Source organism: [Mycoplasma] falconis (genome assembly GCF_006385795.1).
GTDB lineage: Bacteria > Bacillota_I > Bacilli_A > Mycoplasmatales > Metamycoplasmataceae > Metamycoplasma > Metamycoplasma falconis.
In genome coordinates, this window is sequence record NZ_VFSS01000005.1 from 28,258 (window position 1) to 47,115 (window position 18,858).

Sequence of the window (18,858 nt, forward strand, 5' to 3'; positions counted from 1 at the left end):
CTTAAATCAAGGCAAAATAAAAATAGCATAAAGCTATTTCTTAGTAACTCTAAATCTTACTACTGATGAAACAATAAACACAACCGCAAAGCAAATTGCCACATATAATATTGAATATCCTATTTGGAAGTTTTCATAACCAACAAAATAAATATTTTGTAAAAAGTTAACAGAAGCTAGAAGTGGTTTTAATGATTCAACTTGTTGTGAAACTACTTGTAAATGTTCAGCAAGATTTAAAAATGTTAAATATTTAATAACTTGAACTACTTGGGTTGCTGGTAAAGCAGAAGCCAAGTTTTTTAAAAATAAAGGAAGTATAGTAATAGGAATAAATGCCCCAATAAAAAACCCTGATGTTGAAGATAAAGCTCCTGATAAAACAGAAAACACTGTGGTATTTTTAACAAAGCTAAATACAAAAACGAAGAAAGTTGAATTTAATAAAGCTCCTAAAACAATCATTCCAAAAATACTAAAACCAGTTTTAATAGTTAATAAAGCAGGAATAACAATTTGTTTATCTTCAATAGTAATAATTTGCTCACTTAAATTTTTACTAATTGCTAAATAAGCTAGTAAAACTAAATAAATCATCGTTGTTAAAGCAATATTTAAAATAACGTTTACGATTAAGTAGCTTATTCTAATGGTTGATGTTCTAATCGGTGTCATTGATAGATCATTAAAGACATTTTTTTCACTATCATTAACAATTAAAATTGAAATTGAGATTGCGTTAGTTAAAAGAGAAATTCCTAAAAGACCAACTAAAAGTGAACCGTTTCCGATTTGAGATTGGACAGAAGTCATTTCCTTAGAAATGTTTTGGGTATAAAGTGATTTGGCAAATAAGATAAAAATAAATAAAGTAATTAAAGGTGAAAAGAATGTCATTATTACTTTTCTTTTATCTCTAAAAAATAGTAATAAATTACGTTTAATAAGTTGACTTAATTTATACATTATTTTCTCCTTCGGTAACGTTTAAAAAGACCTCATCCATTGTTCCTTTTTGCAGTTCATAATCTTTTAATTTACCACTATGTCAAACACTAAATTCCTTAGCTTCTTCATAGTTATTAAATTTTAAAATATAACGATTTTCATCTTTTTTAATGGTGAATAAATCATTAAAATGAGTTAATCATTCATCAAAATTTTCGTTAGGTTTTTGATTTACAATAACAGCTGTTTTAGAATAAATATTTTTAAGTTCACTTGGTGTACCTTCAGCTAATTTTGTACCTTTTTTAATAATAATTACATAATTACAATTATTAGCTTCTTCCATATAGTGAGTTGTTAATACTATGGTTAAACGTCTTTTATTTTGAATATTTTGAAGTGTGTCTCAAACCATTTTTCTAGAATTAGGATCAAGACCAGTAGTTGGTTCATCTAAAAATAAAATTTCTGGTTCATGAATTAAAGCTCTTGCAATATCTACTCTTCTTTTTTGCCCACCACTTAATTTGCCATATGGTTTGTTTAATAACTCTTCTAGTTGAAATTCTTGAACCATATTATCAACTAATTTTTGCGTAGTTACTGACTTATTATTTTGATCTTTAATTAAGCCGTAATACATTGCTGCTCTACTCATTAAATTTTCTTTAACAGTAAGTTGAGCATCTAAAATAGATTGCTGAAAAACAATACCAATTTTATTTCTAATTTTCATATAGTCTTTGGTTGCATCTAAACCATCAACTTCGATTCGTCCGCTATCCTTTTTAAGTAAACCTAAAATAATGTTTAATGTTGTAGTTTTGCCTGCTCCGTTTAAACCTAAAAAACCATAAAGTTCACCTTTTTTAACTTGAAAGCTTAAATTATTTACTGCAACTTGTTTTTTGAATTTTTTTACCAAATTAGTAATCTTAATAATGTGTTTTGTATCTTCTGCCATATTACTCCTTAATTTAATAAGTAAATTGTATTATATTGCCTTCAAAATAAGCTTAAAAAATGAAATATAAATTATTTAATGTAAAAATATGTTTTTTATATATAATAGATAAAGTAATTGCCGCTATAGCTCAGGGGCAGAGCACTTCCATGGTAAGGAAGGGGTCGTTGGTTCAAATCCAATTAGCGGCACCATATTGTTTTTACAACCTTGAAGATGTCTTTGTGGCATCTTTTTTTATTTTAAATTTTTAAATAAAAATAAAAAAAGATGTATCAAATTGATACATCAGGTCATTAAGATATGGCACGGGTAGCAAGACTCGAACTCACAACACACGGGGTTGAAGCCCGTTGTTCTACCATTGAACTATACCCGTATATAAGCTTATAAATAAATATAAGCTATATGTATGTAGAATTTACAATTAATATTTTACACACTTTTCTTTATTTTTTTAATTTTAATTCCAGTAAATTAACGATGTCAGCAACCTTTTTAAGTTGCATTAGTTCTTCATCGCTAATAGTAATATTAAGTTCTTTTTCAATGTCACTAATTAAAATAACAAGGTCTAAACTATCAATTTTTAAATCGTTAATTTCTGAATCTAAATTAAATTTAACTTTGGTTAATTTTTTAATTTGATTAAAAACAATTTTTTCTGTTTCCATGCATAGAATTATAACTTATTGGTGCTAATTTGATAAGTCACAAAAGTTTTTTGTTTTTCGTTTTCTCATTTAAAACTAATTAATACTTTTTGATCGTCAACAATTTTATAAGCAAAATAAGTTTCTCCATCAATATTAGTCATTCTGTTTAGAACATCTTTGGTTATGTAAGTTATCATTTCTTCATCAATTCAAGCTTGACCGTTTTTAAAATTTAATTTATCATAATATTCTTCGCTTGAAATGTTTGGAAAAATTTCTTGTCAATCAATTAATTGTTTTTCTTCTAATTTAGGAATTTCTATATCATCATTATCCTTTATTACTTTGGGATTATCATCTGATTTTTTATTTGGTAAAGAATCATCAACTTTTACATCATCATCATTTCAAACAATATCCGGCTTTTTGCCTTTGGTTAAAAGAAATGTTGCAACAGTCGCTCCGACTGAAATTAAGGCAACAGCACCAAAAGTAACACCTAAAATTATTTTATTTTTCATTTTTATACATCTCCTTTATATAAGTAAAAAATAAATCTACAACTTGTTTTAATTTTCGGTAGTAAGTATTTTTAGAAAAATAATTTAAATATCAAAAATTATCAATATCTTTATTTACAAAATTATTTGTAAAAATGTTTTTCTCATCTGCGTCTAATAAATTAGCAAAGCTTTCTAAGGTTTTATTATTTTTGCTTTGCCCTTTTAATTTATTTACTTCATTGATACATTTTATTTTTTGACAAAATTTTCAAATAAAGTGTCTTTTTGATTGTAAAGATTGTTGATTTATTATGTCAATTTCTAAGTTGTAATTCATTTATTCTCCTAATTTAATAATTTCTTCAATCGAAGTTGCTCGTTTAATTATTTTTGGTATTGATTCTTCTTTAAGTTTGTGATATTTAATATTAATTATTTTTTGCTGATGTTTTTCTATATTTAACTTAATTAAACCTTTATAAAGATTAAGTAATGGCTTAAGAAATACTTGATTATAAATAAGAACAAAAGTTTTATCTTTATTACCAAAATTAATTGTTGTTTTATGGTTAAGATTACCAAAAAAGTTAGGTGGAATTAATAAGCCCTTTTGAGCTTGATTGCTATTGGCTGAAACAATTATTTTTTGTTTTATTTTGTCGTAATAAGAATAATTATCAAAAGTAATTCCGTTTTTTAAATCATAAGGATTAAATAAGAGTTTAATATCACCATCAATTAATGAGGTATTAAATTCACTTTTAAGTTTAATATTATAAACATCAGATTGTTTAATATCTTCATCAATGTTTTTATCATTAAAAACTTTATTTATAGAAACTTGATATAAAGTTTTATTTAATTGATTTTGTTTTAATAAAGTCGGATAAAAATTAAATTGTGTATATTTTCGACTTTCAAAGTGAATAAATTTATCTGAATTTTCAATATCAACATTAGAATCAATAATTAAATTGTTTAGAAAATTAATAATTATGCCTTTTGATTGCACTTTTATTTCTTTATTTTGATTAATATTAGAGATTTTATAAACAAAATCAGTTATTTTTTCTTCGACATTAAAACCATATTTAATTCCACTTATCGATATATTAATGTTTTCAATATTTTCGAAAACTTCGTTTGTTAAACCCTTAGTTAATTCACTGATACAAATAAAATTAAATTCTGAATTTTCTTTAATGTGATTTAATTTAAATTCATATTCCTTATTGTTAATATAAAGTTTTGCTTTAATAACTCCACCAGAAAAATAAGGATTAAAATATTTAAACCTAATAATAAATTTATTGTTTTTAATTAACCTTTCTAAATTAAGCTGACCGTAAACTAAATAATCAATTGCTTTTGGATGATAATTAATCGTTTCGGTTTTTATATAAAAGTTTTCTATTCACTTATTATCTTGATTTTGATAAGCCTCATTTATGACAACCATTATTCCTTCTTTCGTTTACATTACAAAACAAATATTTTTATTTTTTCTAAGATTGGTACTTAGCTTATGCTATATTTATAAATAAATATATTTTTTACTTAGTTTTTAGGAGTTAATATGGAAAATCAAGATATTAAACTACAAAAAAGAATTTCAGAAATTGGGTTTTGTTCACGACGTGAAGCCGAGCGATTAATTGCTGAAAATAAAGTATTAGTAAATGGTGAACTTGCTTATATTGGTATGCGGGTAAATAACCATGATGAAATTAAAATTAACGGGAAAGTAATCACTTTAAATAAACCTAAAAAAATCGTTTATATTTTACTTAATAAACCGCAAAATACAATTTGTACTTTAAAAGATCCACAAGAAAGACGTACTATTTATCAATACTTAAAAATTAAAGAGCATATGTTTTCGGTGGGTAGGTTAGATTTTAATACCACCGGAGTTATTATTATTACTAATGACGGCGAGTTAGCTAATTTACTAGCTCACCCTTCAAGCCAAATCGAAAGAGAATATTTAGTAGAGCTTGAAAAACCATTAGAGGAAAAAGAACTTAACTATTTAAATTCAAATAAAGTGATGTTAAACGGTAAACCTTCAAAACAAATTGTTAAACAAATTGGTAATAATAAATATTCAATCAAGTTAAGAGAAGGACGTAATCACCACGTTAAAAACTTATTTTTATTAGTTAATAATTATGTCAAAAAATTACACCGTAAAAGTTATGGACCAATTAATCATAATGCTTTAAAAATTGGCGATTGACGTTATTTAACCCAAGACGAAGTAAATATTTTAAAAGCCTTAGTTAATAAAGATATTAAATAATATGTATAAATTTTTTGTTAACCAAAAGATTGATAATTACTTTGTTTTAGATGAAGATATTCAACGTCATATTAAAGTAATAAGACTAAAAAATGAACCAATTTTAATTAACTATCAAAATGAATATTACAAGTGTAATTTTGTTTTTCCAAATAAAGCCGAAATTATTGAAAAATTAAATATTAATCATGAATATAAGCAAAATGTTATTGTTGCTATTCCAATTATTAAACTAAGTAATTTTGAAATTGCCTTGCAAAAAGCAGTTGAACTAGGAGCTAAGGAAATAATTCCGTTTACTTCGGAATATACCGATAAATCTAATTTAAATATTGTCCGTAAATATGATCGTTTTAATAAAATCATTTTAGAAGCAGCTCAACAATCTTTTAGAAATGCAATACCCAAATTAAATCAACCTAAAACTTATGAAGAAATTATTAATAATTATCAAAACATCATTATTGCTTACGAAAATGAAAAACAAGTTCATCTTCAAGAAATTAACCAAGATTGTTTATTAATGGTTGGCCCAGAAGGTGGCTTTAGCGAAGCGGAAATTAGTAAAGCTAAGCAAAAAAATATTGAAATTGTGATGTTATCACCAGCTATTTTAAGAGCTGAAACGGCATTAATTTATATGCTAAGTCGGCTAAAATAAATTTATTTGAAAAGTTTATTTTTAAATATTAAAAAGTTGTTATAATTGTAAAGCATTTTATATTAAATATAAAGGTGCAAATATCACAACAAAATACAATAGAAAGAAGAAAGTATGCGTCAAACAACAATTATTAGAAAAGAATTAGTTGATAAAAAATGATATATCGTCGATGCAGCCAACGTTCCTTTAGGAAGACTTTCAACTCTTGTAGCTTCAATCCTACGTGGAAAAAATAAACCAACATTTACTCCAAATGTTGACATGGGCGACAATGTAGTTGTTATTAATGCTAAAGACGTTGTTCTTACAGCTAAAAAAGACGAAAAGAAAATCTACTACCACCACACAGGATACCCTGGTGGATTAAAACAAATTACAGCAGCTGGTCTACGTGCTAAAAAACCTGAATTACTAGTTGAAAAAGCAGTTAGAGGAATGTTACCTCACACTAAACTAGGACGTAAACAATTTAAAAACTTATATGTATACGCTGGGGCAGATCACAAACAAGAAGCTCAACAACCAGTTAAAATCGAGGTTAAATAATGGCAGATAAAATCAGATATTACGGTTTAGGCCGTCGTAAATCATCAGTTGCTAGAGTTTACTTATTACCAGGAAAAGGTAGCTTTATCATTAATGGTAAAGAAGCTAAAAGCTATTTAAATTCAGATATTTTAATTAAAGATGCTTTAAGTCCATTTGCATTAACCGAAACCGAAAAACAATTCGACGTTTTTGCAAACGTTAACGGTGGAGGTTTAAGTGGACAAGCCGGAGCAATCAGATTAGGTATTGCGAGAGCTTTATTAGAAGCATCAAACAATGAATACAGAAATTCTTTAAAAGATGCTGGATTTTTAACTCGTGATGCACGTGTTAAAGAACGTAAGAAATTTGGATTGAGAAAAGCAAGAAGAGCAAGACAATTTTCAAAACGTTAATTTATTTATGTTATAATATTATGGTGTAAATTACACCATATCATTTGCGAGCGTAGCTCAGCTGGTTAGAGCACACGACTGATAATCGTGAGGTCGATGGTTCAAGTCCATTCGTTCGCACCATATCATTAATTTGATCTTAAAAACCACCATTATAAAAACGGTGGTTTTTATATGCCTTAATTTAATAAGCTCTTATTTCTTATAAGAAATAAGTTAAAATAACAAATATTATAAAAAAAGGCAAAAATAATATAAAATATTAAAATACTAATTACAAGAAGACGAGTAAAGGAGACGTTTATGCCAGGAAGAGATCAATTAACCGGTCAAAAAGCTTTAAGTGGAAACAAAAGATCACACGCTTTAAATACATCAAAAAGAACCTTTGACCTTAACTTGCAAAAAGTAACCGTTTTATTAGAAAACGGTACTAAAAAAACTGTACGTACAACTGCTAAAAATGCAAGAACTCTAAAAAAATACGGATTAGTGGCTTAATTAGATAACCTATATTTAAAAAAATAATTTAATAACTGCTTTTTGCAGTTATTTTATTTATTTAAAATGGTTTATACTTTTAATTATTAACTAAGGAGAAAAGATGTACATATTTACTTTTGCTGAAAAACAAGAAGCTGAGCTTATTTTAAAACAAGTGTTAACTTACGAAGAAATCAAATTTAATAAACTGCAAAAAATGTATTTAGGTAAATATAAAAACCAAAAGTTTGCTTTATTAATAACCGGAGTAGGTAAAATAAACGCTGCTTTAGGGATGTTAAATGCTATTAACTATTTAGAAGATGAATTAAATAAAATTTTCATTAATTTAGGACCTGCTGCCTCAATTAATGAAAATGATAAAGTTGGAGATATTAAAATCATTAATTCGACTGCATTTTTTGATGTCGATTTAACCGCTTTACCTAATTATCATTTAGGACAACTACCAAATCAAAACGAATATATTATTAAAGCTGATAAAACTCAAACCTATAAACTATCTAAAATTTTTAAAAATTCTTCCCAAGCAGGATTGGTTTCATCTGATCGTTTTGCTACTTCTAGTGATATTGAAATTATTAAAAATAATTTTCCTAAAGCTGAAGTGGTTGATATGGAAGGAGCGGCTTTAAATTATATTGCTAATATATATAGTCAAACTTTTGTAGCGATTAAAGTTATAAGTGATAACTTAGTTGATTCAAATAATAAAATGGAATATCGTGAATCTAAAGAAATTTGACAAAATAAAATTAAAGATATTTTCTTTGAAGTTTTAGCTCCGCAAACTTCAAATTTAAAATATATCGATACTCACAGTCACCCATTTTTAGAATATTATAAAAATCCATTAGAAACTGTTAAACAATGACAACAACAAAGTTTAGAAATGATTTTTGCAGTTGGTACTTGTCAAGAAGATAGTAAAGAGGTACTTAAATTAGGACAAGAATTACCCCAATTTGTTAAACCGATTATTGGTATTCATCCAACTAATGCTACAGGTAAAAAAGATGGTGAATTTTTAGAAAGTATTATTGATAAAAACGTTATCGCAATTGGAGAATTTGGTTTAGATTATCACTATGATGATAGTCCTTCGAAAGAAATTCAACACGAAAGTTTTGTTGCTCAATTAGAAGTAGCTAAAAAACATAATATTGTTGCAATGTTACATATAAGAGATGCCCTAGAAGATGCTTATAACGAAATTATTAAACCAGAATGAAAAGACGTTAATATTGTTTTACATTCTTTTAGTGGCGACGCTGAATTTGTTAAAAAATGTTTACCTTATCCTAATATTTACTTTTCAATTTCCGGAGTTGTTACTTTTAAAAACTCTTTAACAACTCAAGAAGCTGTTAAAGCAATACCTATTGAAAGAATGATTTGTGAAACCGATACTCCTTATTTAGCCCCAACTCCTAAAAGAGGTCAAGAAAACATTTCTCCTTATGTTGCTTATACTTATCAATATATTGCTGCCCTTAAAAATATTGATGATGAACAATTTGTAAATCAAATAAGAAACAATATTAAAAATATTTTTGGAGTTTAACTTGGAAATAAAAGCAAAAAAATCATTTGGGCAAAACTTTTTAATTAATAAAAATATTCAACAAAAAATCGTTGAAGCTGCCGAAGTTAATAACGAAGATGTAATTGAAATTGGACCGGGATTAGGGGCTTTAACTAATCATTTAATTGATAAAGTTAAAACTTTGAATTGTTATGAATTAGATCTTGAAATTTATAATCTTTGATTAAACAAGGCTTTACCAAGTAATATTCATTTTAAACATCAAGATTTTTTAGAAGCTAATCTCGATTTAGAAAATAAGTTAGTAGTAATCGGTAATATACCGTATAACATTACTAGCGATATTATTTTTAAATTAATTAGATCTTTTAAAACCTTAAAAAGAGCAACCCTAATGGTACAAAAAGAAGTTGCGGATCGTTTAGTAGCAAGCCCTAATTCTAAGGCTTATTCTAAATTAACATTATCAGTTAATTTAGTTGCAAGCGTTAAAAAAATTATTAACGTTAAAGCTAATGAATTTAATCCTGTACCTAAGGTGGATTCAGCTGTAGTAAGACTTGATTTTGTTGATAACATTGATTTTAATTTGGAAAAAATGTTACATTTTATTAAAATCATTTTTCAATTCAAACGTAAAACTTTAATTAATAATTTGCAGACCTCTTATCCTAAAGAATTAATAGTTAAAAGTTTAGAAAAATTAAATCTTAGTTTAAACGTTAGAGCCGAGCAATTGGATCTTAATCAAATCAAAAGCTTATATGTACTTTTAGAGAATTTATAAGGTAAAATTTTATGTGTTATTAATTAATATTTAAGGAGCAAATATGACAAAAAAAGAATTATTTAAAGAACGTTTAATTAGATACATGGAAATTGAAGCGATGTCTCGTTATGAAGAACCAGTAGCTCAAGAGTTAAAAAAATCATTAGAAGGCTTAGGTTTTGAATTTAGCCGTGATAACTTCGGGTCATTAATTATGCATAAACCATCTGCTAATCCTAATGCACCTAAAGTAATGATTGCTGCCCATATGGATGAAGTAGGTTTTATTGTTAGAAACATTGAACCAACAGGTCAATTATTACTTTCAGCTGTCGGTGGAATTTGACCGACTGTTGTTATTGGTACAAAAGCTAAATTAGTTACTACTTCAAATGAAACTTATTTTGGTTTATTTGGACATACTTCTATCCATATTATGCAAGCCGAAGCTAGAAGCAAAGCGATAACAATGGATGAACTATACGCTGATTTCGGTTTTAGGAGCAGAGAAGATGCTGAAAAGCACGGTGTTGAAATTGGTGATAGAGTTTATATGTCTGGTGAAACTATCCAATTTGCTGATCCGGATTTATTAGGTGGTAAGGCAATGGATAACCGTGCTGGGGTTACTGTTATGGAATGAGTAGCCAGAGCGATTGCTAAAAAAGAACTAGATGTTGATTTATATTTAGTGGGAACCGTACAAGAAGAAGTCGGAACTCGTGGTGCTAAATCATCAGTTTCTTTAATTAATCCAGATATTGCTATGGCACTAGATACTTGCGCTTCTCATGATACACCTGGTACTATTAAAGGTAATACTGCCTTGTTTAAAGGGGCTGCTTTAAGATTGCAAGATCGAGCAACTATGGTAGATCCTAGTTTATTAAAATTTATGACTAATGTAGCTAAAAAACATAAAATTCCCGCTTATAAATTTGTAGCAATGGGCGGTGGAACTGACTCATCAGAACTTCAATACGCTAAAGGTGGAGCTCAAATTATGACGATTTCATTACCACAACGTTATTTACATTCTCCAATTGGAGTTTGTGCTATGAGTGATCTTTTAGCTGCTGCTGATTTATTAATTAACTTTTTACAAGAATTTAACGAAGAAGAATATAAAAAGATTCAATATAAATAATAATTATTACTATATTATTAGATGCTAACTAAGCATCTAATTTTTAATAAGAGGTAAAGATGAAATGGGCTAAATGAACTAAAAAGCAAAAAGCAACTTTATTTATTGGTATTAGTTTGTTAGTTATTATTATGCTAACAACCATTTTAAAATGACATGTTTATGCTGGGTTATATTATGATCGACTAAATGCTGTTAAAATTCAAAATCCCGAAGCTTTTGAATTAATGATTAAAAATCAAGCAATACCGCCGATATTATCAATTTTTTGATCGATCAATTTTACCTTTACATGGATATCAAATTTAGGTTTAGGAATAACTTGCGTTTTATTTGCAATTTTTTATCATCATAAATATGCTAAAAAAGCAATGTTTTTAACTGTCGTATTTATTAGTGTAACTTTTTTAGTTTATTGAACTTTAATTTTTCCAGAATCAATTAAAAGATTTCAACCTTTAAATGGTAGTTTATCAATTATTATGCATTTAATAAATCCGATTATCGGTTTTATTGTTTTAGGTATAAATCGTAAAAATATTGAAATAACGACTTTAACTATTTGATTAACCGATGTAGTAGCTTTAGCTTATTATTTCTTTGCTTTAATTGCTTTTTATAGTGGCATTAAATTAATTGATTTAGATAGCAACCCTTCAAATGAAAGTTATCGAACTTTTGGTTTAACAGTATATAGCTTTTTAAACTTCGAGCAACCCTTATTTTATAAAGGTGATTCAATAGCTATTAAAATCTTTTTAAATTTAGCAATTGTAATTTTCGGGTTATTAATTTTTCCAGCGATTGCTTATTTTTGAAAAGCAGTATATAAAATTAAATTAATAAAATTGACTAAGAAAAATAAATCAATAGAAAATAAAACTATTAATAAATTGAATTAAAAAATGTTGGCTTTTAAAGTCAACATTTTAAATTATTGTTGGTGTTGTTTTTTATAAATGTGTTGAGCTTCTGAAAACAATTTTTCAGTTAGATCGGCTTCTTGATTAAAGTTTTTATTTAATAAATCATATTTTTCTAGTTGTTCTTTGATTTTAACTCTAATTGCCGCTCTTTTGCTATTTCTTTCAAAAATATCATCAGTATGCTCTTCATAGTAAGTAGTTAAAATTTCTTTTAACTCTTTGGCAATCTGTCTAATTTTGTTATCGGATAAAATACGTTTAACACTTTCGGTTTTTAAAACTTGATAAAAAGCTTCTTCAAGCGGATCTAATTTTTCAGCTTCAATATCAGCTTTTTCTTCTAAAATCTCGTTAGCGAATTTAGTTAAATCATAAATAGTATTATTAATATCAAATTCTTCATCTTGGCTTTTATACTTGTTTAAAATATCTTTTAAATGTTTAGAATACTTTTTAGATTTTTCCAAAGAAGTACGAGATGTTTCAATTAACATAGCAATAGCTTTGGTTAAAACTTTAATTTTAGCAATGCCTTTAAATTTATCGGTAGTTTTATTTAAATAATCTTTATTTAAAATTGAAATATATTCTTCCGGTGTCGTTTCATATTTGTTTAGAATTTTGACTTCATCAACTTTAATAGCTTCATCACGAAGTTGTAAAATCTTTTTGTCTAATTCAAAAGTATTAATATTTTCTTTTGTATTATTTAATCTTTGAATAAAACTTCTAACCCCTAAATAATATCTAGTTTTTAAATCTTCTTTGGCAGTTAATAAACTACGACAAACGTTATATAAACGTTTTAAATTATAAGAATCATAATTTAAAAATTCAATTTCGCTTTCTTTAGTTTTTAAAGCAATATTGGCTCCACTTTGAATCATTTCAAATACTTCTAAACCGTCATTGCTGTCAAATCTATCAGTATTAACGGCTGCAAATTGTTGATTTAATTTAACTAAAATCTTTTGTAATTCAGGATAAGCACTTTTAGCTACATCTAAAAAGTTTTTTTCTAAATCACGGTTGGTGTATTGATTTCTAGCTTCATCTAAATATTTTTTAATCCCTAAATAATCAACTAATAAACCAGAAGTTTTACCGGGATAAACTCTATTTACCCGAGCTATTGCTTGCATTAAATTATGTGCTTTTAAACGTTTAATAAAGTACATTGTTTCTAGATCAGGAACATCAAAACCAGTTAATCACATGTCACAAACAACGGCAATTTTGTATTTTGAGTTATCTTTTTTAAACTCGGTACCTTTTTCTTTTCTTTCTTCTTTGCTACCTAAAATATATCTATCCTCAGCTGAATCTTTATTGCTAGTAGTTGCCACAACAATAATTTGATCTTTACTAATTTTATCGCTAAATTTTTCTTCGGCTAACTGTTGCAGCTTTTTAAATAATTTAATAGCAGCAGCTCTAGTTTCAGTAACCACCATTACTTTCCCGTTTAAAAAGTTTTTATAGTGATCTAATATATCATTAGCAAGTGTTTCGATTAAATCGGGATCTTCAAAAATAGATTGTAATCTAGAAAGTTTACGTTTTGATTGCTCGATTTGTTTTCAACTTAAAGATTTACTATTTTCAATTTCATCATAAGTACTATCAATTTTATCTAACGCGTCTTCTAAGGTTTTAATATCTAATAAACGATGTTCATAGCTAATAGGAACGGTTGAACCATCAGCTACCGATTGGGTCATATCGTAAATATCAATTAGACTACCATAAACTTCGGTAGTTTGTTTTTTATTGGTTTCGATTGGGGTTCCGGTAAAACCGATAAAAGTTGCATTAGGTAAAGACTCACGGATATATTTTTCAATGCCAAAATTATGTTCAGCATAAGTTTTACCTGTTTCTTCGTCAACCTTATAACTAATAGTTTCGTTCATACCGTAATGGCTCCGGTGGGCTTCATCAACCATAACAATAATATTTTCGTTTTCGTTTTTAGCGATTTCTTCTTTGCTAAATTTATGAATAGTAGTTAAGATGACTTTGCCTTGTTGACTTTTTCTTAATACATTTAAAAGTTGTTTACGACTACCGACTTGTACGATTTTAGATCTTAAAAAATCCGCTGCATTATCAAAAGTTTTAACTAATTGGTCATCTAAATCATTTCTATCGGTTAAAACAACGATAGTTGGAACTTTATATTCGCCGCTAATTTTGACTCTTTCAACTAAAAGTCGATGAGCTAACATTACCATTGAAAATGATTTACCAGAACCTTGGGTATGTCATAAAATTCCACCCAACCCGTTTCCGGTCGGTTTTAAAGCTTTATCAATCGAAGCTTTAGCTTTTTTAACCCCATAATATTGGTGGTATTGATTAATAATTTTTACTAATTCTTTATTATCTTTTTGAATAAAGAAAATTCCGTTTTTTAAAACGTCTAAAAAAGTTGCTTTATTAAATAAACCAGCAATTAAAGTTTGTAATTTTTTGGTTTGGCTTACTTTATTATCATAAGTATTACTAAATTCAGTTTTCTTTCATTCGTTAAAACGAGTAATTTTTGAGGTTAAAGTTCCCACTAATGAAGCTACACCATCACTAATAACTAAAAAAGCATTATATTTAAAAATGGAAGGAATATCAAAACGATAACCACTATTAGTCGTGTTATTACCTAGTTGATTATAAGCATCAATTAAATTATTTTGAGAGCCATTTTCATCAAACGATTTAAGCTCCATAATAACAAGGGGAATACCGTTAATAAAAACTACTACATCAGGAATACGTTTTTGTTTAATTTCAACTAGCTCAAATTGATTAGTTACTTGAAAAATATTATTATCAACATTATTAAAATCAATGAATTTAACTAACGGATTTACTCTACAATCAGGACGATTAATATAAACACCATCGATTAAGTATTCATGGATTTTTTTATTAGCTTCAAATAAAGTCAAAGTTTGATCATTTTTTAACTTTAATTTATCAATTGCCTCTTTAATTATTTCATCGATTTGTTCTTCTGAAAGTTTATTACCATCATTAGTTAAAATATCATTTTGAAAATGATTGATTTTTTTCATGCAAGTAAAAAGCAGATCAAAGTTAATAAATTCTTTAAAATCTTTATCTTGACGTTTTAATAATCAATCATCTTGATGTTTATTAATATATTGATAATTTTGTTCTTCTAATAACTTAATTATTGAATTTTCAATAACTTCTTCTGAGATAGACATCATAATTAAAAATTATAATAAAAACTCAAAGTAAATATACAAGCTAAAATATATAAAATTACATTTTATATTTTTAAGGGTTTTATATTAGTTATAATTTACATATCATTTAATAAAACAGGTAGGTTTAATATGTCACAACTGATTGATGAAAAAGTTTTATGAGGTGCCGCCGAAAAGATGCGGGACAAAGTTGACCCTAGTGATTATAAAAATGTCGTACTAGGTTTGGTCTTTTTAAAATATGCTTCCGATCGTTATAACGTTTTAGCTAATGAATTAAAAGCAAAAGGTTGAGATGGCCTTTCAGATAAAGATGATTATTTTATAGCTAAAAACGTTTTAATTGTACCAAAAGAAGCACAATGAGATTATGTCGCCAGTTTTTCTAAAAGTCCAGAAATCGGTCAAAAAATTGACGAAGCTTTTGAACTTTTAGAAAATAAAAATGAAAATCTAAAAGGAATTTTACCTAAAACATACTCTAAAAGTGAACTTGATAAAGTAGCATTAGGTAATTTAGTTGATTTTTTTACTGAACATTTAAAAATGGAAGATGCTGATGGGGATTTCTTTGGACAGATTTATGAATTTTATTTAGGGGCTTTTGCCAAACATATTGCAACCAAAGGCGGAGAATTCTTTACTCCTAAATCTGTGGTTGAACTTATGGTTGATATTTTAGAACCATATAAGGGAAAAGTATATGACCCTTGTTGTGGATCTGGCGGAATGTTTGTACAATGTAGCAAATTTGCTAAAGAACATTCAGGTGAAACTGGCGATATTTCAATTTACGGTCAAGAATCAAACCCTGGAAACTGAAAAATGGCAAAAATGAATTTAGCCATTAGAGGAATTGAAGCTAACTTAGGTGATCGTAATGGCGATTCTTTTACCGAAGATAAACATAAAGGCAGACAATTTGATTTTATTTTAGCTAATCCACCATATAACATTAAAGACTATTGAAGAGAAAGTCTAGAAGGCGATGAACGTTGAATCTTTGGTAAACCAAATGAGAAAAACGCCAACTATGCTTGATTATCTTTAATGTATGCCAAATTAAATGCAAACGGCAAAGCGGCAATTTTAATGCCAAACGGAGCCACCACTTCTTCAACTGGCGGAGATGATAAATTAAGAAAAGCGATGGTTGAAGCCGGAGCGGTTGAAGCTATTATTGCTTTACCCGATAAATTATTTGCTAACGTTTCTATTTCAGTGCAATGCTGAATTTTAAATAAAAATAAAAATAACAAAAATTTCTTATTTGTTAATGCTTCAGAAATGGGAACTTTAATTTCTCGGAAAATCAGAGTTTTAGAAAAAACTGATATTGATAAGATTTTAGAAATATTTAAAGATTATCGAAATAATAAAAAAGTGGATATTCCAGGTTTTGCTAAATCGGTTGATTTATCAGAAATAGCAGAAAAAGATTATTCTTTAAACCCTGGTCGTTTTGTAGGTGTTGATACATCTAATGAAATGACTGAAGAAGAAATTAAAATTGAACTTAAAAAATTAAGTGAAGAACTTTTAAATCTAATGGTGGAGGGCAAAGAATTAGAAGAAAAAGTTTTAGAAATTCTTAAAAAAGAAGTTAATTAGTCATAGTGTTAACTATGTAATCTTGAATTTTTTTATTATGTATATTTATTTCTAAGTTTAAAATATCATTTAATTTTATTGAAGGTCTTGTGGTCCTATATTCAAATTAGTTAAAATATGAGTATTAGAAGCAAAATAATAAAACATGTAAAGCGGAGAAATTGAATCAATAAACCTAAAACCTATTACTGTTTGAATTACACAAGATTTTTCAGGAGCCAATGTTACGCAACCTATATTACCACAAGTAGAAATTAACAAATCATTTTTATTTAAATTATCTCTTATAAATTTTTTTATTTCTTTAAAGTCTAAAATTTTAGCTTTTGATAAGTTTTTTGGATATCTAGTATTTTTAACCAAAAAAGATTGTATTATTCTCAAACCTTTTTCTGATGAATTTTTAACACTTTTGCCCCTATTATCAATTATTTTTTGGATTATATTTTTAAATAACATCTCTCTCCTAAATAATGTTAACTATGTGTTGTTGAGCTTTGAGGGTAAAATCTTTTATAAAAGCATTTCTAACAACTTCAGTTGTTAAATGTGGAATAACGGAACCAATAGAAAGGGAAATTAATTTATTTTTATTTTTAGGGGTTTCAAGATAATAATAAACAAATTTTGAATTTATATTTTTTTTAAAATCTTTCAGCCAAATTACACCATCTTTAAAATAAAAATCAATTTGCTCTTTTAAATAAAAAACATTACCTATAGTACCATCACCAGTTATAAACAAATCGCCTTTTTTTGGTTTTCCAGTAATCTTAATTAATTTATTAAAATGTTCTTTTGATATAAAAAAATTAAATTGATTTTTATTTTTATTTTTTCAATTAATAAAATCGCTGCCTCTTAAAAAAGGTATTCCTTCTTTTTTAAAATCTTTTGTAAGAACTCTTTTTGAACTTTTTACTTTACAAATTTCTTTTATATACATAAAATAAACCACCTTCAATCAATAATGAGGAAATATGAAAAAAATAATAGATTGTTTATCGTCTACAAAAACAGGATTAGATGCCATTAAACTGGCTCCTATAGTAGATAATTACACCGGAATAAAATGTTTAAGAATAAATGATATTAATTCGAAAAATAAATTCGAATGCTGAGGCAATACCGAAGTTAAAATTCAAAAATATAATAATTTTTTAATAAAAAGAAATCAAATTTTTCTAGCGAGGACGGGATCTCCGGGTTCTTTATTTTTTGCTAAAAAAAATTTAAATTCTGTTTTTAATAATGGGTTAATAAGATTAGAGGTGAAAAAAGAATTTGAGCCATTTTACATATATTTGCTTCTTAATTCTAAAAATATACAAAAAGCAATAAAATCAGTTTCTATTTCAAGTACAACTAGACCAAACCTAAGAATAAATGATTTACTAAATATAAATTGTAGGTTGCATAATTACAAAACACAACAACACATAGTTAACACTATCGGAACTATTGATGATTTGATTGAAAAATATGAAGAAATTATTAATAAATTCGAAGATTTAGGAAATAAAAATATTGAGTTAATATTTTATAAAAATAATTTAGAAGATATTAAAAAATATTGCAAATTCGAAAAAGGAATTGAAGTTGGTTCTCAAAATTATTTAGAATTTAAAAACGAAAACACAATTAAATATATAAGAGTTTCCGATTTATCTGGTGAATATAAAAATACTTATATAGATAAAAAAATAAAATATAAAATTTGTGATTACAATGACATATTAATAACTTTTGATGGAGCCCCAGGTAGAATGGCCGTGGGATTAAAAGGCGCAATTTCAAGTTCAATTAATATAGTAAAACCCTTTAATAAAAACTATGCCGGATTAATATATTTTTCTTTAAAAAATAAACACAATAAAGAAATAATACGGCTTCACTCAAAAGGAACAACAATTTTGCACGCCAAGGAAAGTATTGATTATTTAAAAATTCCTAAAACAGAAATAAGAGAAATTCAAAATATAAATTTTTATTTTGAATTAATTATTAAAATAAAAATAAAATTAAAAACTTTAATAGAAATTAAAGACATTTTATTAAATAAATATTTCTAATTTTTCTTAGTAGTAATTAACACTATCGGAATTATTGATGATTTGATCGAAAAATATGAAGAAATGTTG

The 18,858-nt window shown here is 26.7% G+C and carries 20 protein-coding genes and 3 tRNA genes; 13 read left to right on the top strand and 10 right to left on the bottom strand.

Annotated elements, in window-relative coordinates; all coding sequences use genetic code 4:
• Positions 1-33: 33 nt before the first annotated feature.
• Positions 34-966 carry an ABC transporter permease gene (locus FJO69_RS01890; RefSeq protein ID WP_140781306.1) on the bottom strand — a complete coding sequence of 311 codons (933 nt, stop codon included), beginning with the start codon at positions 964-966 and terminating at the stop codon, positions 34-36.
• The gene (locus tag FJO69_RS07160) at positions 959-1,912 is read right to left on the bottom strand and encodes an ABC transporter ATP-binding protein (RefSeq protein WP_140781307.1); all 954 of its coding nucleotides are present in this window, start codon (positions 1,910-1,912) and stop codon (positions 959-961) included. The genes FJO69_RS01890 and FJO69_RS07160 overlap by 8 nt, the downstream gene beginning before the upstream one ends.
• Before the next feature lie 119 nt (positions 1,913-2,031).
• Between FJO69_RS07160 and FJO69_RS01900 the strand changes: the two genes are divergently transcribed.
• A tRNA-Thr gene (locus FJO69_RS01900) sits at positions 2,032-2,106 on the top strand.
• Between the two features lie 110 nt (positions 2,107-2,216).
• Here the strand turns inward: FJO69_RS01900 and FJO69_RS07165 are convergent.
• The 5 genes from FJO69_RS07165 to FJO69_RS07180 form a co-directional block, all read right to left on the bottom strand.
• Positions 2,217-2,291, bottom strand: a tRNA-Trp gene (locus FJO69_RS07165).
• Between the two features lie 70 nt (positions 2,292-2,361).
• Positions 2,362-2,586, bottom strand: coding sequence for an acyl carrier protein (locus FJO69_RS01910; RefSeq protein WP_140781308.1), 225 nt, complete (start codon positions 2,584-2,586; stop codon positions 2,362-2,364).
• Positions 2,587-2,594: 8 nt separating this feature from the next.
• Entirely contained in the window at positions 2,595-3,089 is a 495-nt protein-coding gene (locus FJO69_RS07170; RefSeq protein ID WP_140781309.1) for an MHO_1590 family protein, read from the bottom strand.
• The gene (locus FJO69_RS07175; RefSeq protein ID WP_140781310.1) at positions 3,079-3,408 is read right to left on the bottom strand and encodes an MG284/MPN403 family protein; all 330 of its coding nucleotides are present in this window, start codon (positions 3,406-3,408) and stop codon (positions 3,079-3,081) included. Before FJO69_RS07175 ends, FJO69_RS07170 begins: the two co-directional genes overlap by 11 nt.
• Positions 3,409-4,530: an MHO_1580 family protein gene (locus FJO69_RS07180; protein WP_140781311.1), complete on the bottom strand. Its 1,122-nt coding sequence runs from the start codon at positions 4,528-4,530 to the stop codon at positions 3,409-3,411.
• A 117-nt stretch (positions 4,531-4,647) separates the two neighbouring features.
• Between FJO69_RS07180 and FJO69_RS01930 the strand changes: the two genes are divergently transcribed.
• From FJO69_RS01930 to FJO69_RS07190, 10 genes are all read left to right on the top strand, one after another.
• Positions 4,648-5,373, top strand: a complete 726-nt coding sequence (locus FJO69_RS01930; RefSeq protein WP_140781312.1) for a pseudouridine synthase — start codon at positions 4,648-4,650, stop codon at positions 5,371-5,373.
• 1 nt (position 5,374) lies between these two features.
• Positions 5,375-6,034, top strand: coding sequence for a 16S rRNA (uracil(1498)-N(3))-methyltransferase (locus FJO69_RS01935; RefSeq protein ID WP_140781313.1), 660 nt, complete (start codon positions 5,375-5,377; stop codon positions 6,032-6,034).
• A gap of 114 nt (positions 6,035-6,148) precedes the next feature.
• A complete protein-coding gene (gene rplM / locus FJO69_RS01940; RefSeq protein ID WP_140781314.1) occupies positions 6,149-6,583 on the top strand; it encodes a 50S ribosomal protein L13 in 435 nt (144 codons plus the stop codon).
• The gene (gene rpsI / locus FJO69_RS01945) at positions 6,583-6,981 is read left to right on the top strand and encodes a 30S ribosomal protein S9 (protein WP_140781315.1); all 399 of its coding nucleotides are present in this window, start codon (positions 6,583-6,585) and stop codon (positions 6,979-6,981) included. The genes rplM and rpsI overlap by 1 nt, the downstream gene beginning before the upstream one ends.
• A 46-nt stretch (positions 6,982-7,027) precedes the next feature.
• Positions 7,028-7,104: transfer RNA gene (locus FJO69_RS01950), tRNA-Ile, on the top strand.
• 180 nt (positions 7,105-7,284) lie between these two features.
• Positions 7,285-7,482 carry a 50S ribosomal protein L28 gene (rpmB, locus tag FJO69_RS01955; protein WP_140781316.1) on the top strand — a complete coding sequence of 66 codons (198 nt, stop codon included), beginning with the start codon at positions 7,285-7,287 and terminating at the stop codon, positions 7,480-7,482.
• A 103-nt stretch (positions 7,483-7,585) separates the two neighbouring features.
• Complete coding sequence (locus FJO69_RS07185; protein ID WP_140781317.1) at positions 7,586-9,049, top strand: TatD family hydrolase; 1,464 nt, start codon at positions 7,586-7,588, stop codon at positions 9,047-9,049.
• 1 nt (position 9,050) lies between these two features.
• Positions 9,051-9,818, top strand: coding sequence for a 16S rRNA (adenine(1518)-N(6)/adenine(1519)-N(6))-dimethyltransferase RsmA (rsmA, locus tag FJO69_RS01965; protein ID WP_140781318.1), 768 nt, complete (start codon positions 9,051-9,053; stop codon positions 9,816-9,818).
• Positions 9,819-9,861: 43 nt separating this feature from the next.
• A complete protein-coding gene (locus FJO69_RS01970) occupies positions 9,862-10,947 on the top strand; it encodes a M42 family metallopeptidase (protein WP_140781319.1) in 1,086 nt (361 codons plus the stop codon).
• 59 nt (positions 10,948-11,006) lie between these two features.
• Entirely contained in the window at positions 11,007-11,849 is an 843-nt protein-coding gene (locus FJO69_RS07190; protein WP_140781320.1) for an MAGa3780 family membrane protein, read from the top strand.
• A 32-nt stretch (positions 11,850-11,881) separates the two neighbouring features.
• On the opposite strand, the gene FJO69_RS07195 is transcribed toward FJO69_RS07190, so the two are convergent.
• Positions 11,882-15,106: a type I restriction endonuclease subunit R gene (locus tag FJO69_RS07195; RefSeq protein ID WP_140781321.1), complete on the bottom strand. Its 3,225-nt coding sequence runs from the start codon at positions 15,104-15,106 to the stop codon at positions 11,882-11,884.
• 129 nt (positions 15,107-15,235) lie between these two features.
• On the opposite strand from FJO69_RS07195, the gene FJO69_RS01985 reads away from it, so the two are divergent.
• Positions 15,236-16,717: a type I restriction-modification system subunit M gene (locus tag FJO69_RS01985; RefSeq protein WP_140781322.1), complete on the top strand. Its 1,482-nt coding sequence runs from the start codon at positions 15,236-15,238 to the stop codon at positions 16,715-16,717.
• A gap of 75 nt (positions 16,718-16,792) precedes the next feature.
• Here the strand turns inward: FJO69_RS01985 and FJO69_RS01990 are convergent, their stop codons facing one another.
• Positions 16,793-17,176: a restriction endonuclease subunit S gene (locus FJO69_RS01990; protein ID WP_140781323.1), complete on the bottom strand. Its 384-nt coding sequence runs from the start codon at positions 17,174-17,176 to the stop codon at positions 16,793-16,795.
• A 7-nt stretch (positions 17,177-17,183) separates the two neighbouring features.
• A complete protein-coding gene (locus FJO69_RS07200) occupies positions 17,184-17,663 on the bottom strand; it encodes a restriction endonuclease subunit S (protein ID WP_170177207.1) in 480 nt (159 codons plus the stop codon).
• Positions 17,664-17,697: 34 nt separating this feature from the next.
• Here FJO69_RS07200 and FJO69_RS02000 point away from each other — a divergent pair, with 34 nt between their 5' ends.
• Positions 17,698-18,789, top strand: a complete 1,092-nt coding sequence (locus FJO69_RS02000) for a restriction endonuclease subunit S (RefSeq protein ID WP_140781325.1) — start codon at positions 17,698-17,700, stop codon at positions 18,787-18,789.
• Positions 18,790-18,858: the final 69 nt, after the last annotated feature.